11 protein-coding genes are annotated in these 16,857 nt (G+C 70.5%); 4 read left to right on the top strand and 7 right to left on the bottom strand.

All coding sequences use genetic code 11. From position 1 onward, the window contains the following. Positions 1-44 precede the first annotated feature (44 nt). The 3 genes from ACQP2X_RS22140 to ACQP2X_RS22130 all read right to left on the bottom strand — a co-directional run bounded on the left by ACQP2X_RS22140 (position 45) and on the right by ACQP2X_RS22130 (position 3,986). A complete protein-coding gene (locus ACQP2X_RS22140; RefSeq protein WP_498699847.1) occupies positions 45-974 on the bottom strand; it encodes a diacylglycerol/lipid kinase family protein in 930 nt (309 codons plus the stop codon). Between the two features lie 11 nt (positions 975-985). After that, the gene (locus ACQP2X_RS22135) at positions 986-2,539 is read right to left on the bottom strand and encodes an alkaline phosphatase D family protein (RefSeq protein ID WP_498699845.1); all 1,554 of its coding nucleotides are present in this window, start codon (positions 2,537-2,539) and stop codon (positions 986-988) included. 184 nt (positions 2,540-2,723) lie between these two features. Next, positions 2,724-3,986 carry a pyridoxal phosphate-dependent aminotransferase gene (locus ACQP2X_RS22130; protein WP_498699844.1) on the bottom strand — a complete coding sequence of 421 codons (1,263 nt, stop codon included), beginning with the start codon at positions 3,984-3,986 and terminating at the stop codon, positions 2,724-2,726. A 221-nt stretch (positions 3,987-4,207) separates the two neighbouring features. Here ACQP2X_RS22130 and ACQP2X_RS22125 point away from each other — a divergent pair, with 221 nt between their 5' ends. Genes ACQP2X_RS22125 through egtD form a run of 4 tightly spaced genes read left to right on the top strand, consistent with a single transcriptional unit; the run spans position 4,208 to position 8,383 of the window. Next, positions 4,208-5,392: a glutamate-cysteine ligase family protein gene (locus ACQP2X_RS22125; protein WP_498699843.1), complete on the top strand. Its 1,185-nt coding sequence runs from the start codon at positions 4,208-4,210 to the stop codon at positions 5,390-5,392. Then, positions 5,389-6,702, top strand: a complete 1,314-nt coding sequence (gene egtB, locus ACQP2X_RS22120; protein WP_498699841.1) for an ergothioneine biosynthesis protein EgtB — start codon at positions 5,389-5,391, stop codon at positions 6,700-6,702. Before ACQP2X_RS22125 ends, egtB begins: the two co-directional genes overlap by 4 nt. Then, entirely contained in the window at positions 6,702-7,439 is a 738-nt protein-coding gene (egtC, locus tag ACQP2X_RS22115; RefSeq protein WP_498699840.1) for an ergothioneine biosynthesis protein EgtC, read from the top strand. Before egtB ends, egtC begins: the two co-directional genes overlap by 1 nt. Further along, positions 7,436-8,383: an L-histidine N(alpha)-methyltransferase gene (gene egtD, locus ACQP2X_RS22110; RefSeq protein ID WP_498699838.1), complete on the top strand. Its 948-nt coding sequence runs from the start codon at positions 7,436-7,438 to the stop codon at positions 8,381-8,383. The genes egtC and egtD overlap by 4 nt, the downstream gene beginning before the upstream one ends. Here the strand turns inward: egtD and ACQP2X_RS22105 are convergent. The 4 genes from ACQP2X_RS22105 to ACQP2X_RS22090 all read right to left on the bottom strand — a co-directional run bounded on the left by ACQP2X_RS22105 (position 8,380) and on the right by ACQP2X_RS22090 (position 16,773). Then, complete coding sequence (locus ACQP2X_RS22105) at positions 8,380-8,991, bottom strand: dihydrofolate reductase family protein (protein WP_498699836.1); 612 nt, start codon at positions 8,989-8,991, stop codon at positions 8,380-8,382. The two genes, egtD and ACQP2X_RS22105, sit on opposite strands and share 4 nt — an antisense overlap. Before the next feature lie 29 nt (positions 8,992-9,020). Continuing rightward, positions 9,021-10,253 carry a hypothetical protein gene (locus tag ACQP2X_RS22100; protein ID WP_498699833.1) on the bottom strand — a complete coding sequence of 411 codons (1,233 nt, stop codon included), beginning with the start codon at positions 10,251-10,253 and terminating at the stop codon, positions 9,021-9,023. 137 nt (positions 10,254-10,390) lie between these two features. Next, positions 10,391-10,645 (bottom strand): hypothetical protein, encoded by a 255-nt coding sequence (locus ACQP2X_RS22095; RefSeq protein ID WP_498699832.1) that lies wholly within the window; start codon positions 10,643-10,645, stop codon positions 10,391-10,393. Beyond that, positions 10,645-16,773: a polymorphic toxin-type HINT domain-containing protein gene (locus ACQP2X_RS22090; RefSeq protein WP_498699831.1), complete on the bottom strand. Its 6,129-nt coding sequence runs from the start codon at positions 16,771-16,773 to the stop codon at positions 10,645-10,647. The genes ACQP2X_RS22095 and ACQP2X_RS22090 overlap by 1 nt, the downstream gene beginning before the upstream one ends. Positions 16,774-16,857: the final 84 nt, after the last annotated feature.

The raw sequence follows: 16,857 nt of genomic DNA, 5'->3' as shown, positions 1-16,857 counted from the left end.
GTCTCCCGTGCCCGGGTTGTGCAGTCGTTGGCCAAAGAATTTTTTTATCTGTCCGGAACGCCGACCGGAGCCATCACCCGAAGGGCGTTCGCGGCCAGGCCGATCCGCAGCGGGGTGGTGCCGCCGGGCTCGCCGTCGACCTCGACCCGGGCCGGCCGGTCGGTGGCGAGCCACAGCTCGTCCACCGCGAGGAACGGCTCCTCACGCAGGCTGCGGCGCGGGCCGGTGGCGGCGTTGCGCGCCGTCTCGCGCAACAGCTCGATCTTGGCCGGGCCGCCGACCGGGTACGCCACGAGGAGCCGGTCGTCGGCGTTGGCGTCCCCGGTGATCGGGCGCCCGGCGTGATGCCCGCCGTTGGCCACGTACACCTGATGACTCACGAAGACATGACTGCGTTCCTGCGTACGCACCGTGATGCGCAACGGGCGGTGCCGGGTGAGCAGGCCGAGCGCGGTCAGCGGATAGGCGACCTTGCCCAGCACCCGCTTGAGCAGCGGCGGCGCCTTGAGCATGACCTCGGCCGACAGCCCCACCCCGACGTGGTTGGTGAACGCCTGGTCGCCGGCCAGCCCCAGGTCGAGGTCGATCACCTTGCCCTCGGCGAGGACCGCGATCGACTCGTCGAGGCCGAGCGGGATCCCGGCCGTCCGGGCGAAGTTGTTCGTCGTGCCCAGCGGCAGCAGGCCCAGGGCGATGTCGCGATGGGCCAGCAGCCGGGCCGCCGTGCTGATCGTCCCGTCGCCGCCACCGGCCACCAGCAGGTCGGGCCCGAGCCCGATGGCCTCGGCCAAAATCTCCGGCAGCTCCTGCGGCCGGTCGACCGGATAGGCCTTGAGCAGCGTGAAGCCGGCCTCGGCGAGCCGGGCGCGGGCGCCCTCGTAGAGCTGCCGCCCGCGCCGGGAGTGAGCGTTGACGACCAGCACCGCCCGGCGCTCGCCGCGGATGGCCTCGGTCAACTGCTCTTTCGTACGCATCAGGGCCGACCCTATCGGGTCAGCACCGAGGTCCCCGCCTCCACCGCGTACGAGGCGCTGGTGCTCACCGGCGCGTCGGGCACGTCGATGGTCTCGACCGTACGCACGTCGGTGTGCCACACCGAGCGGTTGACCACGCAGCGCAGATAGCCGCGCTTCGAGCCGTCGAAGTACTTGACGTGCGGGTTGAGGGTCGGGTTGACCGCCTTGAGCGGAGCGTCGAAGGCGATCGGGAAGTCGGAGCTGATCGAGGTGGCGGTGAACTCGACCGCGACCGGGCGCTGCTCGGGCCGGTCGAAGTCGGTGCGCAGCTCGCTGAACCAGGTCGAGTGGATGTCGCCGGCCAGGATGACCGGGTTGGCGACCTTCGCGGCGGCCAGGTGCTTGAGGAACCGGGTGCGCTGCGGCGCGTAGCCGTCCCACTGGTCGAGGTTGGCGACGATCGGCGGGACCGGGGCACCGGTCGGGTTGGGGAACTTGATGCGGCTCATCATCACCTGCTGGGCGACGACGTTCCAGCGGGCCGGCGAGTGGTCGAGCCCGGCCCGCAGCCAGCGCTCCTGGGTCTCGCCGGTGAGCGAGCCGGTGGCATTGGCCAGGCCGGCCTCGGCCAGGCCGAAGTCGCCCGGGAAGCCGCCGGGCTGGTCGGTGCGGTACTGCCGGGTGTCGAGCACGTTGAGCCGCAGCAGCCGGCCGAAGTCGAAGCGGCGGAAGATGCGCAGGTCGGTACTGCCCGGGCGCAGGTCGGCCCGGATCGGCATGTGCTCGTAGTAGGCCTGGTAGGCGGCGGCCCGCTGCCGGGCGAACTGGGCGACGGTCTGATGCTTGGCGCCGGTGTCGTCGATCTCGTCGATCAGCCCGGCGTAGTTGTTCTCGGTCTCGTGGTCGTCCCAGGTGACGATCCACGGGAAGGCGGCGTGCGCGGCCTGGAGGGCCGGGTCGCCCTTGTACTGCGCGTGGCGGGCCCGGTAGTCGTCGAGGGTGACCAGCTGGTCGAGGCCGGCCGTCCGGGGCGCGGTGTGCCGCCGGTCGGCGAAGCGGCTGCTCGGGTCGTACTCGTAGATGTAGTCGCCCAGGTGGACCACGACGTCGAGGTCCTCGGCGGCCAGGCCGAGATAGGCCGGCCAGTAGCCGTTCTGGAAGTCCTGGCAGTTCACGATGCCGAAGCGCAGGTTGTTGCCGCGCCCGGCGGTCCTGGTGCGGCCCACGGGGCTGATCCGGCCGAGGGCGCGGAAGCGGTAGAAGTACTCCCGGCCGGCGTCGAGGCCGCGCGCGTCCACGTGCACGGAGTGGGCCAGCTCGGGCCGCGCGACCGTGCGCCCCTGCCGGGCGATGCGGCGGAAGCGCTCGTCGTGGGCGACCTGCCACTCGACCTCGACCCTGCCCTTGAGCCCCTGCTTGATCAGGCGGGTCCAGAGGATGACGGCGTTCGGCAACGGGTCGCCGCTGGCCACGCCGAGCGGGAACAGGTCGGCGGCCTGTGACGCGTGGGCCGACACGGGCGGCAGGGCGGCGAGCCCGGCGGCCGCGGCGGCTCCGGACAGGACGTGGCGGCGGGTCAGCATGGCGGCGACTCCTCGGCTCGAGCGAACGCGTCCGTTGAGGATTGTTCGCGACGGTGGAGACCGCGGCGATTCGCTCTCGGAGGCGCGGGGTTGCGGTAGGTCGCGAACAACCCTCAATCTCGACCGTCACCCTGTCACGGAAGCCACCGCCCGGCGAAAGGCACGTGACGGAAATATGACCGGCTCAGGCGTTGGCGGCCCGCCGCGCGGTGTATTCGCCGCCGGAGCGGTGCGACGGGTACTGGATGAGGTTGTTGGGGGCGTCCTCCAGGCCGCTCGACCAGCCCCGGCGGCCCTCGAGGGGCTCCTCCTGATAGGTGTCGCGGACCCGGAACTGGCGGCCGTAGTCCATCATCCCGTCGATGAGCCGGTCGACGTCGCGGGCCGGCCGCACCACCAGGCGCATGAACTGGCTCGTCATGCCGAGCTTGTTGCCGCACTCACGGGTGTAGACGCCGTGGTTGGCCACCAGGTAGTCGCGCAGCGCCACGCCGGACCACTCGGTCGGCAGCTTGACCAGGATGAAGTTGCCCTGCGACGGGAAGACCGTGATGCCCGGGATGCGGGCCAGCTCGCCGGCCATGGCGCGGCGGTCCCGGCTCAGCAGGCGCAGGCTGTCCTCGTACTCCTCCTCGTGCTCCTGGATCATGAAGACGACCTTCTCGGCCAGCGAGTTGAGGTTCCACTTGGGCAGCGCCTTGCCGATCTTGCCGGCGATCGACGGGTTGGCCATCAGATAGCCGAAGCGGATGCCGTGCAGGCCGAAGTTCTTGCCGAGGCTCTTGAGCACCACCGTGTTGGGGCGGATCACCGCGTCCGGGCCGACCGACGGATATTGCTCCATGTCGGAGAAGTCGATGAACGACTCGTCGATGACGACCAGGTCGAGGTCGCCCAGCATGTCCATGAAGCGGATGACGTCGCGGCGCGGCAGGTAGCAGCCGTCCGGGTTGTTCACGTTGCAGACCACCGCCACGCGGGAGCCGCGGTCGCGGATGAAGCGCACGTAGTCGTCGAGGTTGAGCCGGAAGCCGTCGCGCTCCTGGAGCGGGAACATGTCGACCCGCTTGCCCGTCTCGAGCGGCTGGTCGGTCCAGCGGCCGAAGGTCGGGATCGGGATGGCCACGCTCTCCTTGATCAGCAGATGGTCGATCCAGGTGATCAGCTCGGTCGAGCCGTTGGCCATGGCCACCGTCTGCGGATGAAGGCCGAGCACGCTGCACAGTTTCTTGGTGATGCTGGTGGAGTCGCTCGGGTAGTACTTCAGGATGTTCTTCAGGTCGCGGCTGAGCTCGTCGAACATCTCCGGGGTCGGGAAGTACGGGTTGCACGGGATGCAGAAGTCCACGATCTCGACGCCCTCGCCCGCGTTGCGCGCGAGGTCGAAATAGGACGCGCTGTGCGCGCCCTTGTGCAGGATCGAGGTGTCGATTCCGGTCCCCGCCATGACGACTCCTTGTTCGAGTAAGGTGGCCGCCCCTCAGTACGGGAGAAGGCATCGAAGGGTTCAGAATTTCTGTTTTCCCAGGTCAGCGTCTTAGGGCAGCCTTAATTGATCTTTGTGACCCAGATCACTTCGCGGTGATTGCCCAGGTGAGCGCGGGTTCATCCAAGGTCATGTGGGATCCGTCGCGGGAAAGTGTCGGACCCCGGCCTTAGCGTCGCCTCATGACCGAAAGCACGCGCGTGGTCACGGCAACCGTGCTGCGCACCCAGGACGAGGTGGAGGCGCGCATCCGCGCCATCTGCTTCAAGACCGGCCCGCCCACCCTGATCGGCGCCGAGCTGGAATGGACCCTGCACCACACGGTGGCGCCCTCGGCGCCGCTTCATCCCTCCGACATCCGTGACGCCCTGGGCCGCTTCACACCGGAGACCCTCGGCTCACCGGTGCCGCCCGGCCCGCTCCCCGCGGGCGGCGCGGTGACCGTCGAGCCCGGCGGCCAGGTCGAGATCTCCTCCGCCCCCGCCACCTCGCTCCCCGGGCTGCACGCGGCGGTGAGCGCCGACACGGCGTTCCTGACCGAGCTGCTCGCCGAGTCCGGCCTCTCCCTCGGTGAGCACGGCGCCGATCCGTACCGCGAGCCCCGGCGGCTCGTGCGGACGCCGCGCTACGACGCGATGGAGCGGGCCTTCGACCGCCGCGGCCCCGACGGGCGGGTCATGATGAGCAGCACGGCCGGGCTCCAGGTCTGCCTCGACCCGGGCCCCGACTCGCTGCGGTGGGCCGCCGTCTCCGCGATCGGGCCGGCCATGGTGGCCGCGTTCGCCAACTCGCGGCGGCACGCCGGGCGCGACACCGGGCTGGCCTCGGCCCGCATGGCCGCCTGGCTGGCGATGGATCCCCGGCTCACCCACCCCGTGCCCGCGGGCGGCGACGATCCGGCCGGTGACTGGGCCCGCTACGCCCTCGAGGCGCCGCTGACCTGTGTGCGCCGTGACGGCGACTGCTGGGACGCGCCCCCGGGCACGACCCTGCGCGACTGGGCCCGCGGCGCGCTGCCGTGGCAGCCGACGCACGACGACGTCGACTACCACCTCAGCCTGCTGTTCCCGCCCGTGCGGCCACGGGGATATCTCGAGGTGCGCTACCTCGACGCGCAGCCCGGCGGCGACTGGATCGTGCCGGTCGCCGTCATCGCCGCGCTCATGGAAGACCCGGGCGACACCCTCGACGTGGCCGCGCCGACCGCCGGCCGGTGGGCCGAGGCCGCGCGCCGGGGCGTCGCCGACCCCGCCCTGCGGCGCACCGCCGCCACCCTGCTCGACCGGGCCTGCCGCCGTCTCGGCGGCTCGGGCCTCGATCCGTCCGTCGTCGAGTCCGCTTCGCGCCTCCAGGAGGCATTGTCGTGACCATCGAGACCGAACGGCTGCGCGACCGCGTGGCCGCCGAGCTGATCCGCACCCGTGACCGCACGACCCTGCTGACCGGGGCCGTCGACGACGGCGACCTGATCCGCCAGCACTCCCCGCTGATGTCGCCGCTGGTCTGGGACCTGGCCCACGTCGGCAGCCAGGAGGAGCTGTGGCTCGTGCGCGACGTCGGCGGCCGCGAGCCGGTGCGCCCCGACATCGACGAGCTCTACGACGCGTTCAAGCACACCCGGGCCGACCGGCCCGCCCTGCCGCTGCTGAGCCCGGCCGAGGCCCGGCGCTACGTGGCCCAGGTGCGCGACAAGGCGCTCGACGTGCTCGACGCGGCCCGCATGGAGGGCCGCCGGCTGACCGTCGACGGCTTCGCCTTCGGCATGATCGTGCAGCACGAGCAGCAGCACGACGAGACCATGCTAGCCACCCACCAGCTGCGCGTGGGCGCCCCGGTGCTGACCGCTGCCCCGCCGCCGGTGGCCACGCCGGTCGTGACGGGCGAGGTCCTCGTGCCGGGCGGCCCGTTCGAGATGGGCACCGCAACCGAGGCCTGGGCCCTGGACAACGAGCGGCCGGCCCACCGGGTCGACGTGCCGGCCTACTACATCGACCGGGCCGCGGTGACGAACGGGCAGTACGCGGCGTTCATCGCGGCCGGCGGCTACGACGACCCGCGCTGGTGGAGCCCGGCCGGGTGGGACCACCGCCAGTCGGCCGGCCTGACCGCTCCCCTGCACTGGCGGCGCGACGGCGACGGCTGGCTGGCCACGTCGTTCGGGCGTACGGCGCCGATCGTCGACGACGAGCCGGTCGTGCACGTCTGCTACTACGAGGCCGAGGCGTTCGCCGCGTGGGCCGGCAAGCGGCTGCCGACCGAGGCCGAGTGGGAGAAAGCGGCCCGCCACGACCCGGCCACCGGCCGCTCACGGCGCTTCCCCTGGGGTGACGACACCCCGGAGGCCCGGCACGCCAACCTCGGGCAGCGTCATCTGCGACCGGCGGCCGCCGGAGCGTTCCCCGGCGGCGCGTCGCCGCTCGGCGTCCACCAGCTCATCGGCGACGTGTGGGAGTGGACCTCGACCGACTTCGCCGGCTACCCGGGGTTCGCCCCGTTCCCCTACCGCGAATATTCGGAGGTCTTCTTCGGCCCCGACTACAAGATGCTCCGCGGTGGCTCGTTCGGCACCGACCGCGCGGCCGTCCGGGGCACGTTCCGCAACTGGGACTACCCGATCCGCCGCCAGATCTTCAGCGGCTTCCGCCTGGCCCGCGACGCCGGGCGGGACGGCGCCTGATGTGCCGTCATCTGGCCTACGCCGGGCCGGCCATCGCGCCGGCCCGGCTGCTGTTCGACGCGCCGCACTCGCTGTCGCGCCAGTCGTGGGCCCCGCGCGACATGCGCGGCGGCGGCACGATAAACGCCGACGGCTTCGGCATCGGCTGGTTCCCCGGCCCGGTCCGGTACAGGAGGGCCACTCCCCTCTGGAGCGACACCACCCTGCCCGCCCTGGCCGCGTCGCTGAGGGTGACCGGCATGCTGGCCGCGGTGCGCAGCGCGACCGTGGGCATGCCCGTGGTGGAGACCGCGGCGGCGCCCTTCGGCGGAGGGGACGGGGCGTGGCTGTTCAGCCACAACGGCAGGGTGACCGGCTGGCCCGGCTCAGTCGCCAAGCTCGCCGCCACCCTGCCCACCACCGATCTGCTCACCCTCGAAGCGCCGACCGACTCAGCGCTGCTGTGGGCGCTGGTGCGTGACCGGCTGCGCACCTCGTCCCCGGCCGAGGCAGTCGCCTCCACGGTGGCCGACGTCGAGGCGGTCGCGCCCGGGTCGCGGCTCAACCTGTTGCTCACCGACGGCACGACCATCGTGGCCACCACGGTGGGGCATTCGCTGTCCGTCCGCCGGGGCGACGGGGTGACAGTCAGCTCCGAGCCCCTCGACGACTCATCCGAGTGGCAGCCCGTCCCCGACCGTCATCTGCTCGTCGCCACCGCGAGCGACCTCGCCCTCACGCCCCTGGGAGCGCCATGACCATCACCGATGTGTACCTGGACGACGCCTACATCGAGCGCTCGCTGCGCGCCGACGTGGTCGCCGGACTGACCGCCGACCCCAAATGGCTGCCGCCGAAATGGTTCTACGACGCGCGCGGCAGCGAGCTCTTCGAGCAGATCACCGAGCTGCCGGAGTACTACCCCTACCGGGCCGAGCGGTCGATCCTGGCCGCCCGGGCCGCGTCGCTGCCGCCCGTTCGCACGCTGATCGAGCTCGGCTCCGGCTATTCCACCAAGACCCGGCTGCTGCTCGACGCGCTCGGCTCGCTCGAGACGTACGTGGCCATGGACATCTCGGCCTCGGCCCTGGCCGCCGCGGCCGCACAGATCGAGGCCGGCCATCCGGCGCTGCGGGTGCACAACGTCGTCGGCGACTTCGGCCGCCACCTCGGCCATCTGCCGGACGGGCCCGACCGCATGGTCGTCTTCCTCGGCGGCACGATCGGCAACCTCGAGCCGGCCGAGCGGGCCAAGTTCCTCGCCACCATCCGCGAGGTCCTCCACCCGGGCGAGCATCTGCTGCTCGGCACCGACCTGGTCAAGAGCCCGCGCGTGCTGGTGCCGGCCTACGACGACGCGCGGGGCGTGACGGCCGACTTCAACCGCAACGTCCTGCGCGTGATCAACGGCTCGCTCGGCGCCGACTTCGACGTGGACGGCTTCTCCCATCAGGCGCTGTGGAACGACCGCGACGAGTGGATCGAGATGCGGCTGCGGGCCCGCTGGCCCATGCGGGTCACCATCCCCGCGGTCGACCTGGTGATCGAGCTCGGCTCCGGCGAGGAGATCCGCACCGAGATCTCGGCGAAGTTCCGCCGCGAGGGTGTCGAGAAGGAGCTGGCCGAGGCCGGCTTCGGCCTCGACCAGTGGTGGACCGACCCGGAGGGCCGCTTCGGGTTGTCGCTGGCCTCGGCGGTCTAGGGCCGCAGGTGGGCCTTCGCGTCGTCGTACCCGGCCTCGGCGGGCGCGTCCCCGGCGCCGTACACCAGATGGAGAACGCCCGTCCCGAAAGCCTGTGCGGAGCGGAGGGTGAGCGGCAGCCGCCGCTCGCCCTCCGGGAAGAGACGGCCCCCTCGGCGTACGGCGATCGGGTGCACCAGCAGATGCAGCTCGTCGAGCAGGCCCGCCTCGATGAGCTGGACCACGACCGACGGTGAGCCGCTGATGCCGATCGGGCCGCCGGGCTCGTTCTTCAGCGCGGTGACGCCGTCGACGAGGCCGCCGCGCAACTGCTCCGAGTTGCGCCAGGTGAAGTCGAGCTCCCGGCGGGAGACGACGACCTTGCGGCAGTCGCCGAAGTGCTTGGCGAAAGCCGCGTCGTCCCCGCCGGCCCGCTCGCGCTCGGGCCAGGCGCCGGCGAAGCTGTCGTAGGTCTTCCGCCCGACCAGCAGCGTGTCCGTCATGCCCTCACCGACGACGGCGCCGACGGCCGCGCCCATCTCGTCGTCGAAGTACGGGAAGTGCCACTGGTCGGGCGCCTCGACCACGCCGTCGAGGGAGATGAACAGTGTCGCTTTGATCGCTCGCATGCCCTACAGACCGGCGTACGGCCCGGTACTCATCGGTTGAAGCGGAAGATCGCGAAGTCGAAGTACGCCACGTGACCGCCGACGAGCAGCTTGCCGCCGGGCAGCACCGTGAGGGTGTTGCCGTACTCGGCAGCGCCGGCGACGTCGGTGGCGTGCGACCAGAGCAGCTTGCCGTCCGCGCGGAACTCGGCGAGCAGCACGTCGCCGTTCACCGAACCGGTGACCATGATGCGGCCGCCGGCGCCGACGACCGGCGAGTTGAGCGAGGGGAAGGCCGTGGTCACGAGGCCGTCGCGGTCGAAGGTACGGTCGGGGCGGCCGGTCGGCAGGAAGCGCAGCAGCGCCGTACGCCGGGTGTCGCCCTTCTGGGTCCAGGCGTTCACCAGGATGCGCCCGTCGGCGGTGACGAGCGGCCCTCCCCCGCCGTCGATGCCCTGCGGCCCGGTGATGTCGCGGCTCACCCGCCCGCCCGTGCCGAACGAGGTGTCGAGGGCGCCGTCCGGCGTGAACCGGGCCAGCGTGATGTCGCTTGTCGGCTCGGGCAGGGTGCTCCACCACATGGTCGAGCCGCTCACCACGATGTGACCGTCCGGTGTGACGGCCATGCCGCTCACCTGCTCGAAGTCGCGCTCGCCGATGTCGGCGCGGACCACGCCACCGACGCCGAAGGTGGGGTCGGGGGTGCCGTCCGGCAGCAGCCGGGTGAGCACGGGCGGGGCGCTGCCGTCCTCGGTCACCGCGGACACCGCAACCAGCAGTTTGCCGTCCGGCCGGGCCGACACGCCGGCCACGTAGGAGCCGGCCAGCCCTTCCCCGAGATCCGGGTAGAGCGTGCTCAGCACGGTGCCGTCGGCGGCGTAGGTCACCAGCACCGCGGTCTGGCGCCCGCCCGGCGTCACCCGGCCGCCCACGATGATCCGCCCGTCCGGAAGCAGTGTGAGGGTGGTCGGGTGTTCGCCCTCGGTGTCGGGATGGACGTCGGTGACGACCCGTCCCCAGCTCCCGAAATAGGGGTCGAGGTTGCCGTCCGGGAGGTGGCGGACGAGGTTGAACTTGAAATCGCCCGGACCGGCGGCGAGGATCTTCCCGTCCGGCTGGACCACCAGGCCGGCGACCTCGTCCCCAGGCCCGAAATCGTCGTAGACGGCCCCGGTCCCGGCGAACGAGGTGTCGAGGCTGGGCTTCCTGTGCGCGGCCTGCGCCCCGGCCGGCGCGATCAGCGCCCCGGCCACGACGGCGGCCAGCAGAGCACGTCTGTACATGGCGACCACCTTCCTCACTCACGGTCCACGCTGGACGGTGTCGGGCCAGTCTTCGGCCCCCGGTGTGAGGTGGGTGCTAACAGTTCACGATGCGCGAGAGGCGCCCTTCCCGCCGGAACGGGAAGGGCGCCCATAAATCAGGAATCGCTGAGATTTCTGGCCCACCGCGTCAGGTGCTTCGCCATGTCGGGCTCTCGGCCGGACACCTCTTCCGCGAGCCGGAGCAGCGTTGCCCGCAACTCCGGCTCGTCGGACTGCGGAATCTCCGCCAGATACTCCCCCATCACCTCTTGCACTCTCACGGCGAAGTCCGGGTCGACGTCGTCCGGTTCCGCCGTGTCGAGCATCAGCACGCAGCTCACCATGGCCAGGATGATGGGATCGACATTCATCAGGGAGCAATCCTCACATTGATATTCGAGACGCCGGCATCACTGAGCCATCGCTGGGCCTGAGCCATCACGGAGGCGTTGGGCACTTCCCAAACCGCCTGGAGTCCATGATAGGCGGACGTCCCGGCCTGGCGCCTGGCCTCGTCGATCATCGAATCCGATGTCCACGGCAGCACGCCGTTCTTCCGGTCGATGACTTCGTTGCCGTCGATGCCGTCGAACTTCGCGGTGACGTCGCCGTCCCGTCCGGGCATCGACAGACGCGGCACCTGGGCCCGGCCGGTGGCGATGTCGGAACGGGCGCCCGACACTCCCGACTCGTATTCGTAGGCCCTCTGCTGCGCCGGCCGTGCCCGCGGGCCCGCCCGCATGTCCGGGCCCTCGCTGACCCACTCGACGTGATCCTGGGCGTTGGGGCTCGCGTTTCCGCAGTTGGTGTTGTGGACGAGTACGGGGGTCTCGCCGGCTACCGCGTAGTACGAGTGCAGATCGTCGACCGTGAGGTCGTAGGTGATCTCCTCGTGCTCGTACGACTTGATCGCCGAGACCTGGACGTACGTGCCGGCCGACGTGCGCAGGAGCTCGCCCTCGCGCAGGTCGCCCGCGTCGACCCACTGCTTGCGGGTCTCCGACCAGAACGGGTGGTGCTCGGTGGTGGTCAGCGTGTCGGCCGAGCCGTCCGCCTCGGCCACCGTGACGTCGACGAATTCCTTGTCGTCGTCGGTGCGGATGGTGTGCGTGACCTGCCGGTCGGCCGTCTCACCGGTCTCCGGGTCGGTCGCCTGGACGGTGTCGCCCGGTTCGACCTCCTCGATCGGTTTGCTGCTGCCGTCGGCCAGCAGCACCGGGGTGCCGGCGACGAAGCTGTGCCGGACCGGGATCGGGCAGGAGGCGCCGTCGCCCGCGTCCTTCTTCGTCTTGGCCTTGGCCTTGGCGGCCAGGGCTTTCGCCTTGGCCTGGGCTTCGGCCGCCGCCTTCTTGGCCGCCCTTTCCGCGGCTGCCTTGGCCGCCGCCGCCTTGTCGGCCGCTGCCTTGGCCGCCGCGGCCGCCGCTTCCTTGGCCGCCTTGGCCGCGTCCTCGGCGCCCTTGATGATGGCCTTGGCCCACTTCAGTTCCTGGAAGAAGGTGACCACGGCCTTGCCGGCCTTGTAGATCGCCTCGGCGATCTTGGGGGCCTTGAAGATCTTGCCCCACGGGAGCGCGCCGACGACCAGCGAGACGCAGGCCACCAGGTCACCCTTGAGGCAGTTGAGCAGGTCGTTGATCCCGAGGAACTCCATCAGGATCTGCCCGCCGGCCTCCAGGATCACGTCGAGCATGCTCTTGGACTGCAGCTGGTTGGCCTTGGCCAGATCCTCCGGCGACGGGCCCTGCGTGGACGCGGCCGTCGTCGCCGTGGTGGTCGGCCCGGCGTCCGGCACGAGGCCGGTCGGGTCGCTGTACGCCACCGGGTTGTTCGCGGCGTACGTGTAGGCCGAGGTCGCGCCCGGCCCGGTCGGCATCGGGTCCCGGCTGTCGAACCGGCCGGTGCCCGGGTTGTAGTTGCGGGCCCGCAGGAAGTAGTTGCCGTCGCCCGAGGTGTTGTCCTGATAGGCGCCGGCGAACTGCAGCGGGTTCTCGATGCTCTCGCCCGGCAGTTGCTGACCGGCCAGGGTGGGGCCGACCCGCGGCTGGCCGAACGGGTCGTAGTCGTAACCCTTCTCCAGCGTGCCGTTCGGCGCCAGCATGTTCGCCGTGCCGCCCAGCCAGTCGTGCGTGTACGCGTGGACCCCGCTCGCCGGATCGAGCAGCGCCAGCGGCTCGTCGTCCGGCCCGTACGTGAAGCCGCGCTTCTCGGTGACCGCGCCGCCCTGCTCGACGGTGTCGATCGCGATCTGCGGCAGCGTCCCGGCCACGTCCCACGACCAGCGCTGCGTCGAGGTCTGCGACTGGAAGGCCGAGGTCGAGGAGATCCGCAGGCCGCCCGCGTCGTAGTTGAACGTGGTCGACTGCCCCGAGGCGAGCGTGGCCTTGGCCAGGCTGTTGTCGAGGTTGTACTGGAACTTGTCGCCGCCCGCCTTGATCTGGTTGCCGCGCTCGTCGTACTTGTACTCGGTCTCCCGCTCGTGCGACGGCCCCTCGACCTCTTCCTCGGTGAGCTGGTCGGCGTCGTCGTACTCGTACTCGGTGACGTCGTTGCCCGCCGTGCCGGTGCGCACCTGCTTGGTGCGGTTGCCGTTGAGGTCGTACCTGTAGTCGATCCGGCCCACCGGCTTGACCGACTTGTCGGTGCAGGACGCCACGCCGTAGCAGGCCGACAGCACCTGGTCGGCCTCGTCGTAGCTGTAGGCGACCGACTCGGCGACGCCACCACGGGTGGTGACGACCCGGCTCGGGTTGCCGGCCTTGTCCAGCGTCAGGTCGTACTTGGAGATCGGGTCCTGCACGCCCGGCACGGCCTCGCCGGTGCGCTCGGTGCCGATCGAGGTGAGCCGGCCCGCGTCGTCGTAGACCCGCTTCTCGGTCAGGCCGGTCGCGGCCGGCAGCGTGGTGGTGGTCCGCCGCCCGGACACGTCGTAGCCGAAGGACCAGGTGGCGCCGGCCGCGGTCTGCTTGGTGATCCGGCTGCCCGCGTCGTAGTCGTAGGCCACCGTGGTGCCGTCCGGGTGCTGACGGCTCTTGATGTTGCCGCGGTTGTCGTAGTCGTACGAGAAGGTCTCGTCGGCGCGGCCGGCCTCCTTGCGGGTGACCGACTTGATCTGGTCCTCGTCGTCGTAGACGACGGAGCGGACGCCGGTCGGGTCACCGTAGGAGGTGGTCCGGTCCTTGGCGTCGTAGCCCCACTGGTAGACCGGGCCGCCGGTGCCGAGCGTGCGCTTGGCCAGCCGGTTGACGATGTCGTACTCGTCGACGATGGTCCGCTTGGCGATCTCGGCCGGGCTGAGGTCGTCGAACTCGTCGTCGTCGCCGAGGGTCAGCGTCTGGATCCGGTTGTTGTCGGCGTCGTACTTGGCGTACGTGCTGCGCCCGATCGGATCGGTGGTGCGCAGCAGCCGCCCCGCCTCGTCGTAGTAGACCGAGGTCGTGTTGCCCTTGGGGTCGGTGATCGAGGACAGCGAGCCGTCCTCGCCGTACCGGTAGAGGGTCGAGTCCTCCTCGGGGTCGTCCGAGTCGAACTCGGCGTTCGGCGCGGTGACGGTCCGCGGCTGGTCGTCGTCGTTGTACGTGTAGCGGGTGACGTGACCGTTGGCGTCGGTGCTGGAGACCGTCCGGTTCAGCGCGTCGAACTTCGTCGTGGTGACGTTGTCCAGCGCGTCGACGCTCTTGACCGGGTTGCCGGCCAGGTCGTACTCGAAGTGCGCGGTGAACCGCTCCTTGTCGGCGCCCTCGACGTTGCCGCGCGGCTCGGTGACCGAGGCCATCAGACCGTCGTCGGTGTAGGTCATGGTGGTGATGCCGCCGGTCGGCGAGATCTCCTTGACCTTGCGGCCGTTCGCGTCGTACTCGGTCTTGGTCTGCGCCCCGCCCGAGTCAGTGATGCCGGTCTGGCGGCCCGACTTGTCGTACTCCATCGCCGTGGTCCGGCCCAGGGCGTCCTTGGTGCCGGTGACCAGGCCGCTGTTGGCCCGCTGCGACGTCGAGGACTTGCCGAACTCGTCGACCGTCTCGACGCTGCGGTCCAGATCGTCGACCTTGAAGTCCTTCACGACCACCTGGCCGTTCGGATACGGCCGGCGCATCTGGATCAGGTTGTCGTTGTGGTCGTACTTGTAGGTCGTGGTGAAGTCGGCCTTGGTCGCCCCGGGCACGTTGCCGCGCGGTGAGGTGACCGACTCGACCAGGCCCTTGACGTTGTACGTCCAGCTCGTGACCAGGTCGGCCTCGTGCTTCATGTCGATCGCGGCGGTCAGTCGGCGACCGGCCGCCGTGTAGGTGTAGAGCAGCGTGCGCCGCTCCTCGAACGTGGCCTTGGGCAGGCCGTTGTCGAAGTAGCTGTACGAGGTGGACACCCCGCCCGAGGTGGTCGACTTCTTCAGCCGGCCGGCCGCGTCGAACTCGCTGGTCTCCGGGTTCTTCTTGGTGGGCTGGTAGACGGCCACCATGCGGTCGAGCTCGTCGTAGACCGAGCGGGTGGTGAAGTTCTCCCGCTTGGCGCCGGCCACGGTGCCCCGCGGATCGGTCTCCGCGATCTTGCGGCCGACCTTGTCGTAGGCGTACTCCATCCGCCGTCCCTCGGGCGAGATGGTGGCCTTGGTCAGGCCGGCGTTGAGCTCACCGTCCAGGATGTTCTCGATCTTGGAGACCTTGCCCAGCCGGTCGGTGACGGTCAGCGGCCGGCCCCGGTCGTCGTAGGTGTAGGTGACCGAGTGGTTCTCGGGGTCGGTGCTCTTGACCAGCTCGTCGAACTGGTTGTACTCGTCCTTCCACGTCTGCCCGTCGGCGTCGACGTGGGTGGTCGGGTTGTTGCGGGCGTCGTACTGGGTCTTGGTGCTGAACTTCCGGCCCGGCGCGAACTGCTCGATCAGGTTGCCGGCGGCGTCGTACTGCGACTCGTGCTGGTTCTGGTTGCCGTTGACGACCAGGTTGCGGTTGAGCGTCGAGTCGTACCGGTGATTGTTGGTGTCGCCGTTGCCCCGTTGCGAGTGCAGCAGCACGTTGCCCTTGTAGCCGTCCCAGACCACCACGTTGTCGGCGTCGGTGGTCTTGGCCTCCTGCTTGGTGGCGTTCCACTCGAACGTCGTGGCGGCGCCCAGCGCGTCCAGCTGCCGGGTGACCCGGCCGGTGGCGCCGTACTCGTTGGTGAAGGTGACGACCTTGCGCGGGTCGATCGCCTGAGTGAGCAGCCGGGCCGCGTTGTACTTGTACTGCCAGATCTCACCGGAGGCGTCGATCACCTTGGTGAGCAGACCGCCGGTGTAGAAGAACTGCGCCCTGCGCCCGTCCGGCAGCGTGATCGACTGGATCAGGCCGCCGGCCACCTTGGCCACGGCCTTACGCCCGGAGGCGTCGGTCACCGTGATACTGGTGTCGGTGTGCGCGAACCGCAGGCCCACCTGACGCGGGTTGAGCAGCGAGACGAGCCGGCCCTGCGCGTCGAAGCTGAAGACGATGTTCTCGCGGGTCGTCAGCGACCAGCCGTCGCCGGTCGTGCGCAACGTCGACCGGACCCCCGGCGGGCGTACGAATCCAGCGCCGTCCGCCTTGAACAAGGTGTCGGACCCGTCCTCGGCGCGGACGAGCACACCGCCGTCGACCGGGGTGACCTTGAGGTCGTACATCCAGGCCCATCCCGGCCCGAAGGCCGAGGCGCCGGTGTTGAGCGACGAGTACGCCCGGCTCGAGCTGAACGGGATCCCGAAGGAGGCCATCGAGAGGTCGCCCTCGGTGAGCGTGAACGCACCGGTGCCGGTGTTCACGCCGATCGCGCGCACGGCCTGGCTGGCGTTGGTCATGCCCAGCGCGGCCGAGCATCCGCAGCCGGCCGCCTGCCGGTCCGGGATGGCCGGCGGGTCGACGGTCGTGCGCGGCTGCGCGTTCTCCGAGTTGGCCGACGGCACCTCGCCGTCCGGGTAGAGCCCGGTGATGGTGACGAAGTAGCTCTTGGTCGCGTCGAGCTGCCAGCCCTGCTCGGCGCCGAGCGACTTGCAGTAGCTGCGCAGCTCACCGCAGCCGTCGTTGCCGAGCTGGTCCTTGCCCAGCACGGCCGATTCCTGCCTGGTCTGCGACTCGGTGTCGAACAGGTCGACCCGCCACGAGTCGAACCCTTGGTCCTTGAGGTTGAAGTAGGTGACGAGCGAGGTGTCGCCGAGCACGAATCCGGGCCGCAGCAACACATCCACGAACGCCTCGCCCGGCGCCGCCGCGGCGGCCCGGGCGACGGCGGCCTTGCCCACTCTTTCGGCGTCGCCGCCGGCTTTCACCAGCGGCGGTACGACCGGAGGCCGCTCGCTCTCGGACAGAGCGACCTCGCCGGCCGCGCCGGCCGGGACGCCCCGCTGCTGCGGAGCCTGGCCGGCGGTGACCTTGGGAACGTCGCCCGGATCGGCGAAGGCCGGCACATCCGCCGGCGGTGCCAGCGTCCCGACCAGAAGGAATGCGCTGAAGCCCGCCAACCAGCGGGCCCGCGCGAAACGACGCGCATACGACATGAACGATTACCTCCCCCGTGAGATGACCTCCGGGAGCGAAACATGCAGATCCGTCGATGTGCATGATCTGTCCAAGATCTGTCA

This window comes from Actinoplanes sp. CA-131856, assembly GCF_050956135.1.
Lineage (GTDB): Bacteria > Actinomycetota > Actinomycetes > Mycobacteriales > Micromonosporaceae > Actinoplanes.
This window is presented reverse-complemented; position numbering and strand designations above follow the sequence as displayed.

Bases quoted from the DNA above. Each gene is read 5' to 3' on its own strand.
- ACQP2X_RS22125 (WP_498699843.1), top strand. From the start codon at position 4,208: ATGACCGAAAGCACGCGCGTGGTCACGGCAACCGTGCTGCGCACCCAG.
- ACQP2X_RS22140 (WP_498699847.1), bottom strand. From the start codon at position 974: ATGCGTACGAAAGAGCAGTTGACCGAGGCCATCCGCGGCGAGCGCCGG.
- ACQP2X_RS22100 (WP_498699833.1), bottom strand. From the start codon at position 10,253: ATGTACAGACGTGCTCTGCTGGCCGCCGTCGTGGCCGGGGCGCTGATC.
- egtC (WP_498699840.1), top strand. From the start codon at position 6,702: ATGTGCCGTCATCTGGCCTACGCCGGGCCGGCCATCGCGCCGGCCCGG.
- egtD (WP_498699838.1), top strand. From the start codon at position 7,436: ATGACCATCACCGATGTGTACCTGGACGACGCCTACATCGAGCGCTCG.
- ACQP2X_RS22135 (WP_498699845.1), bottom strand. From the start codon at position 2,539: ATGCTGACCCGCCGCCACGTCCTGTCCGGAGCCGCCGCGGCCGCCGGG.
- ACQP2X_RS22130 (WP_498699844.1), bottom strand. From the start codon at position 3,986: ATGGCGGGGACCGGAATCGACACCTCGATCCTGCACAAGGGCGCGCAC.
- ACQP2X_RS22095 (WP_498699832.1), bottom strand. From the start codon at position 10,645: ATGAATGTCGATCCCATCATCCTGGCCATGGTGAGCTGCGTGCTGATG.
- ACQP2X_RS22090 (WP_498699831.1), bottom strand. From the start codon at position 16,773: ATGTCGTATGCGCGTCGTTTCGCGCGGGCCCGCTGGTTGGCGGGCTTC.
- ACQP2X_RS22105 (WP_498699836.1), bottom strand. From the start codon at position 8,991: ATGCGAGCGATCAAAGCGACACTGTTCATCTCCCTCGACGGCGTGGTC.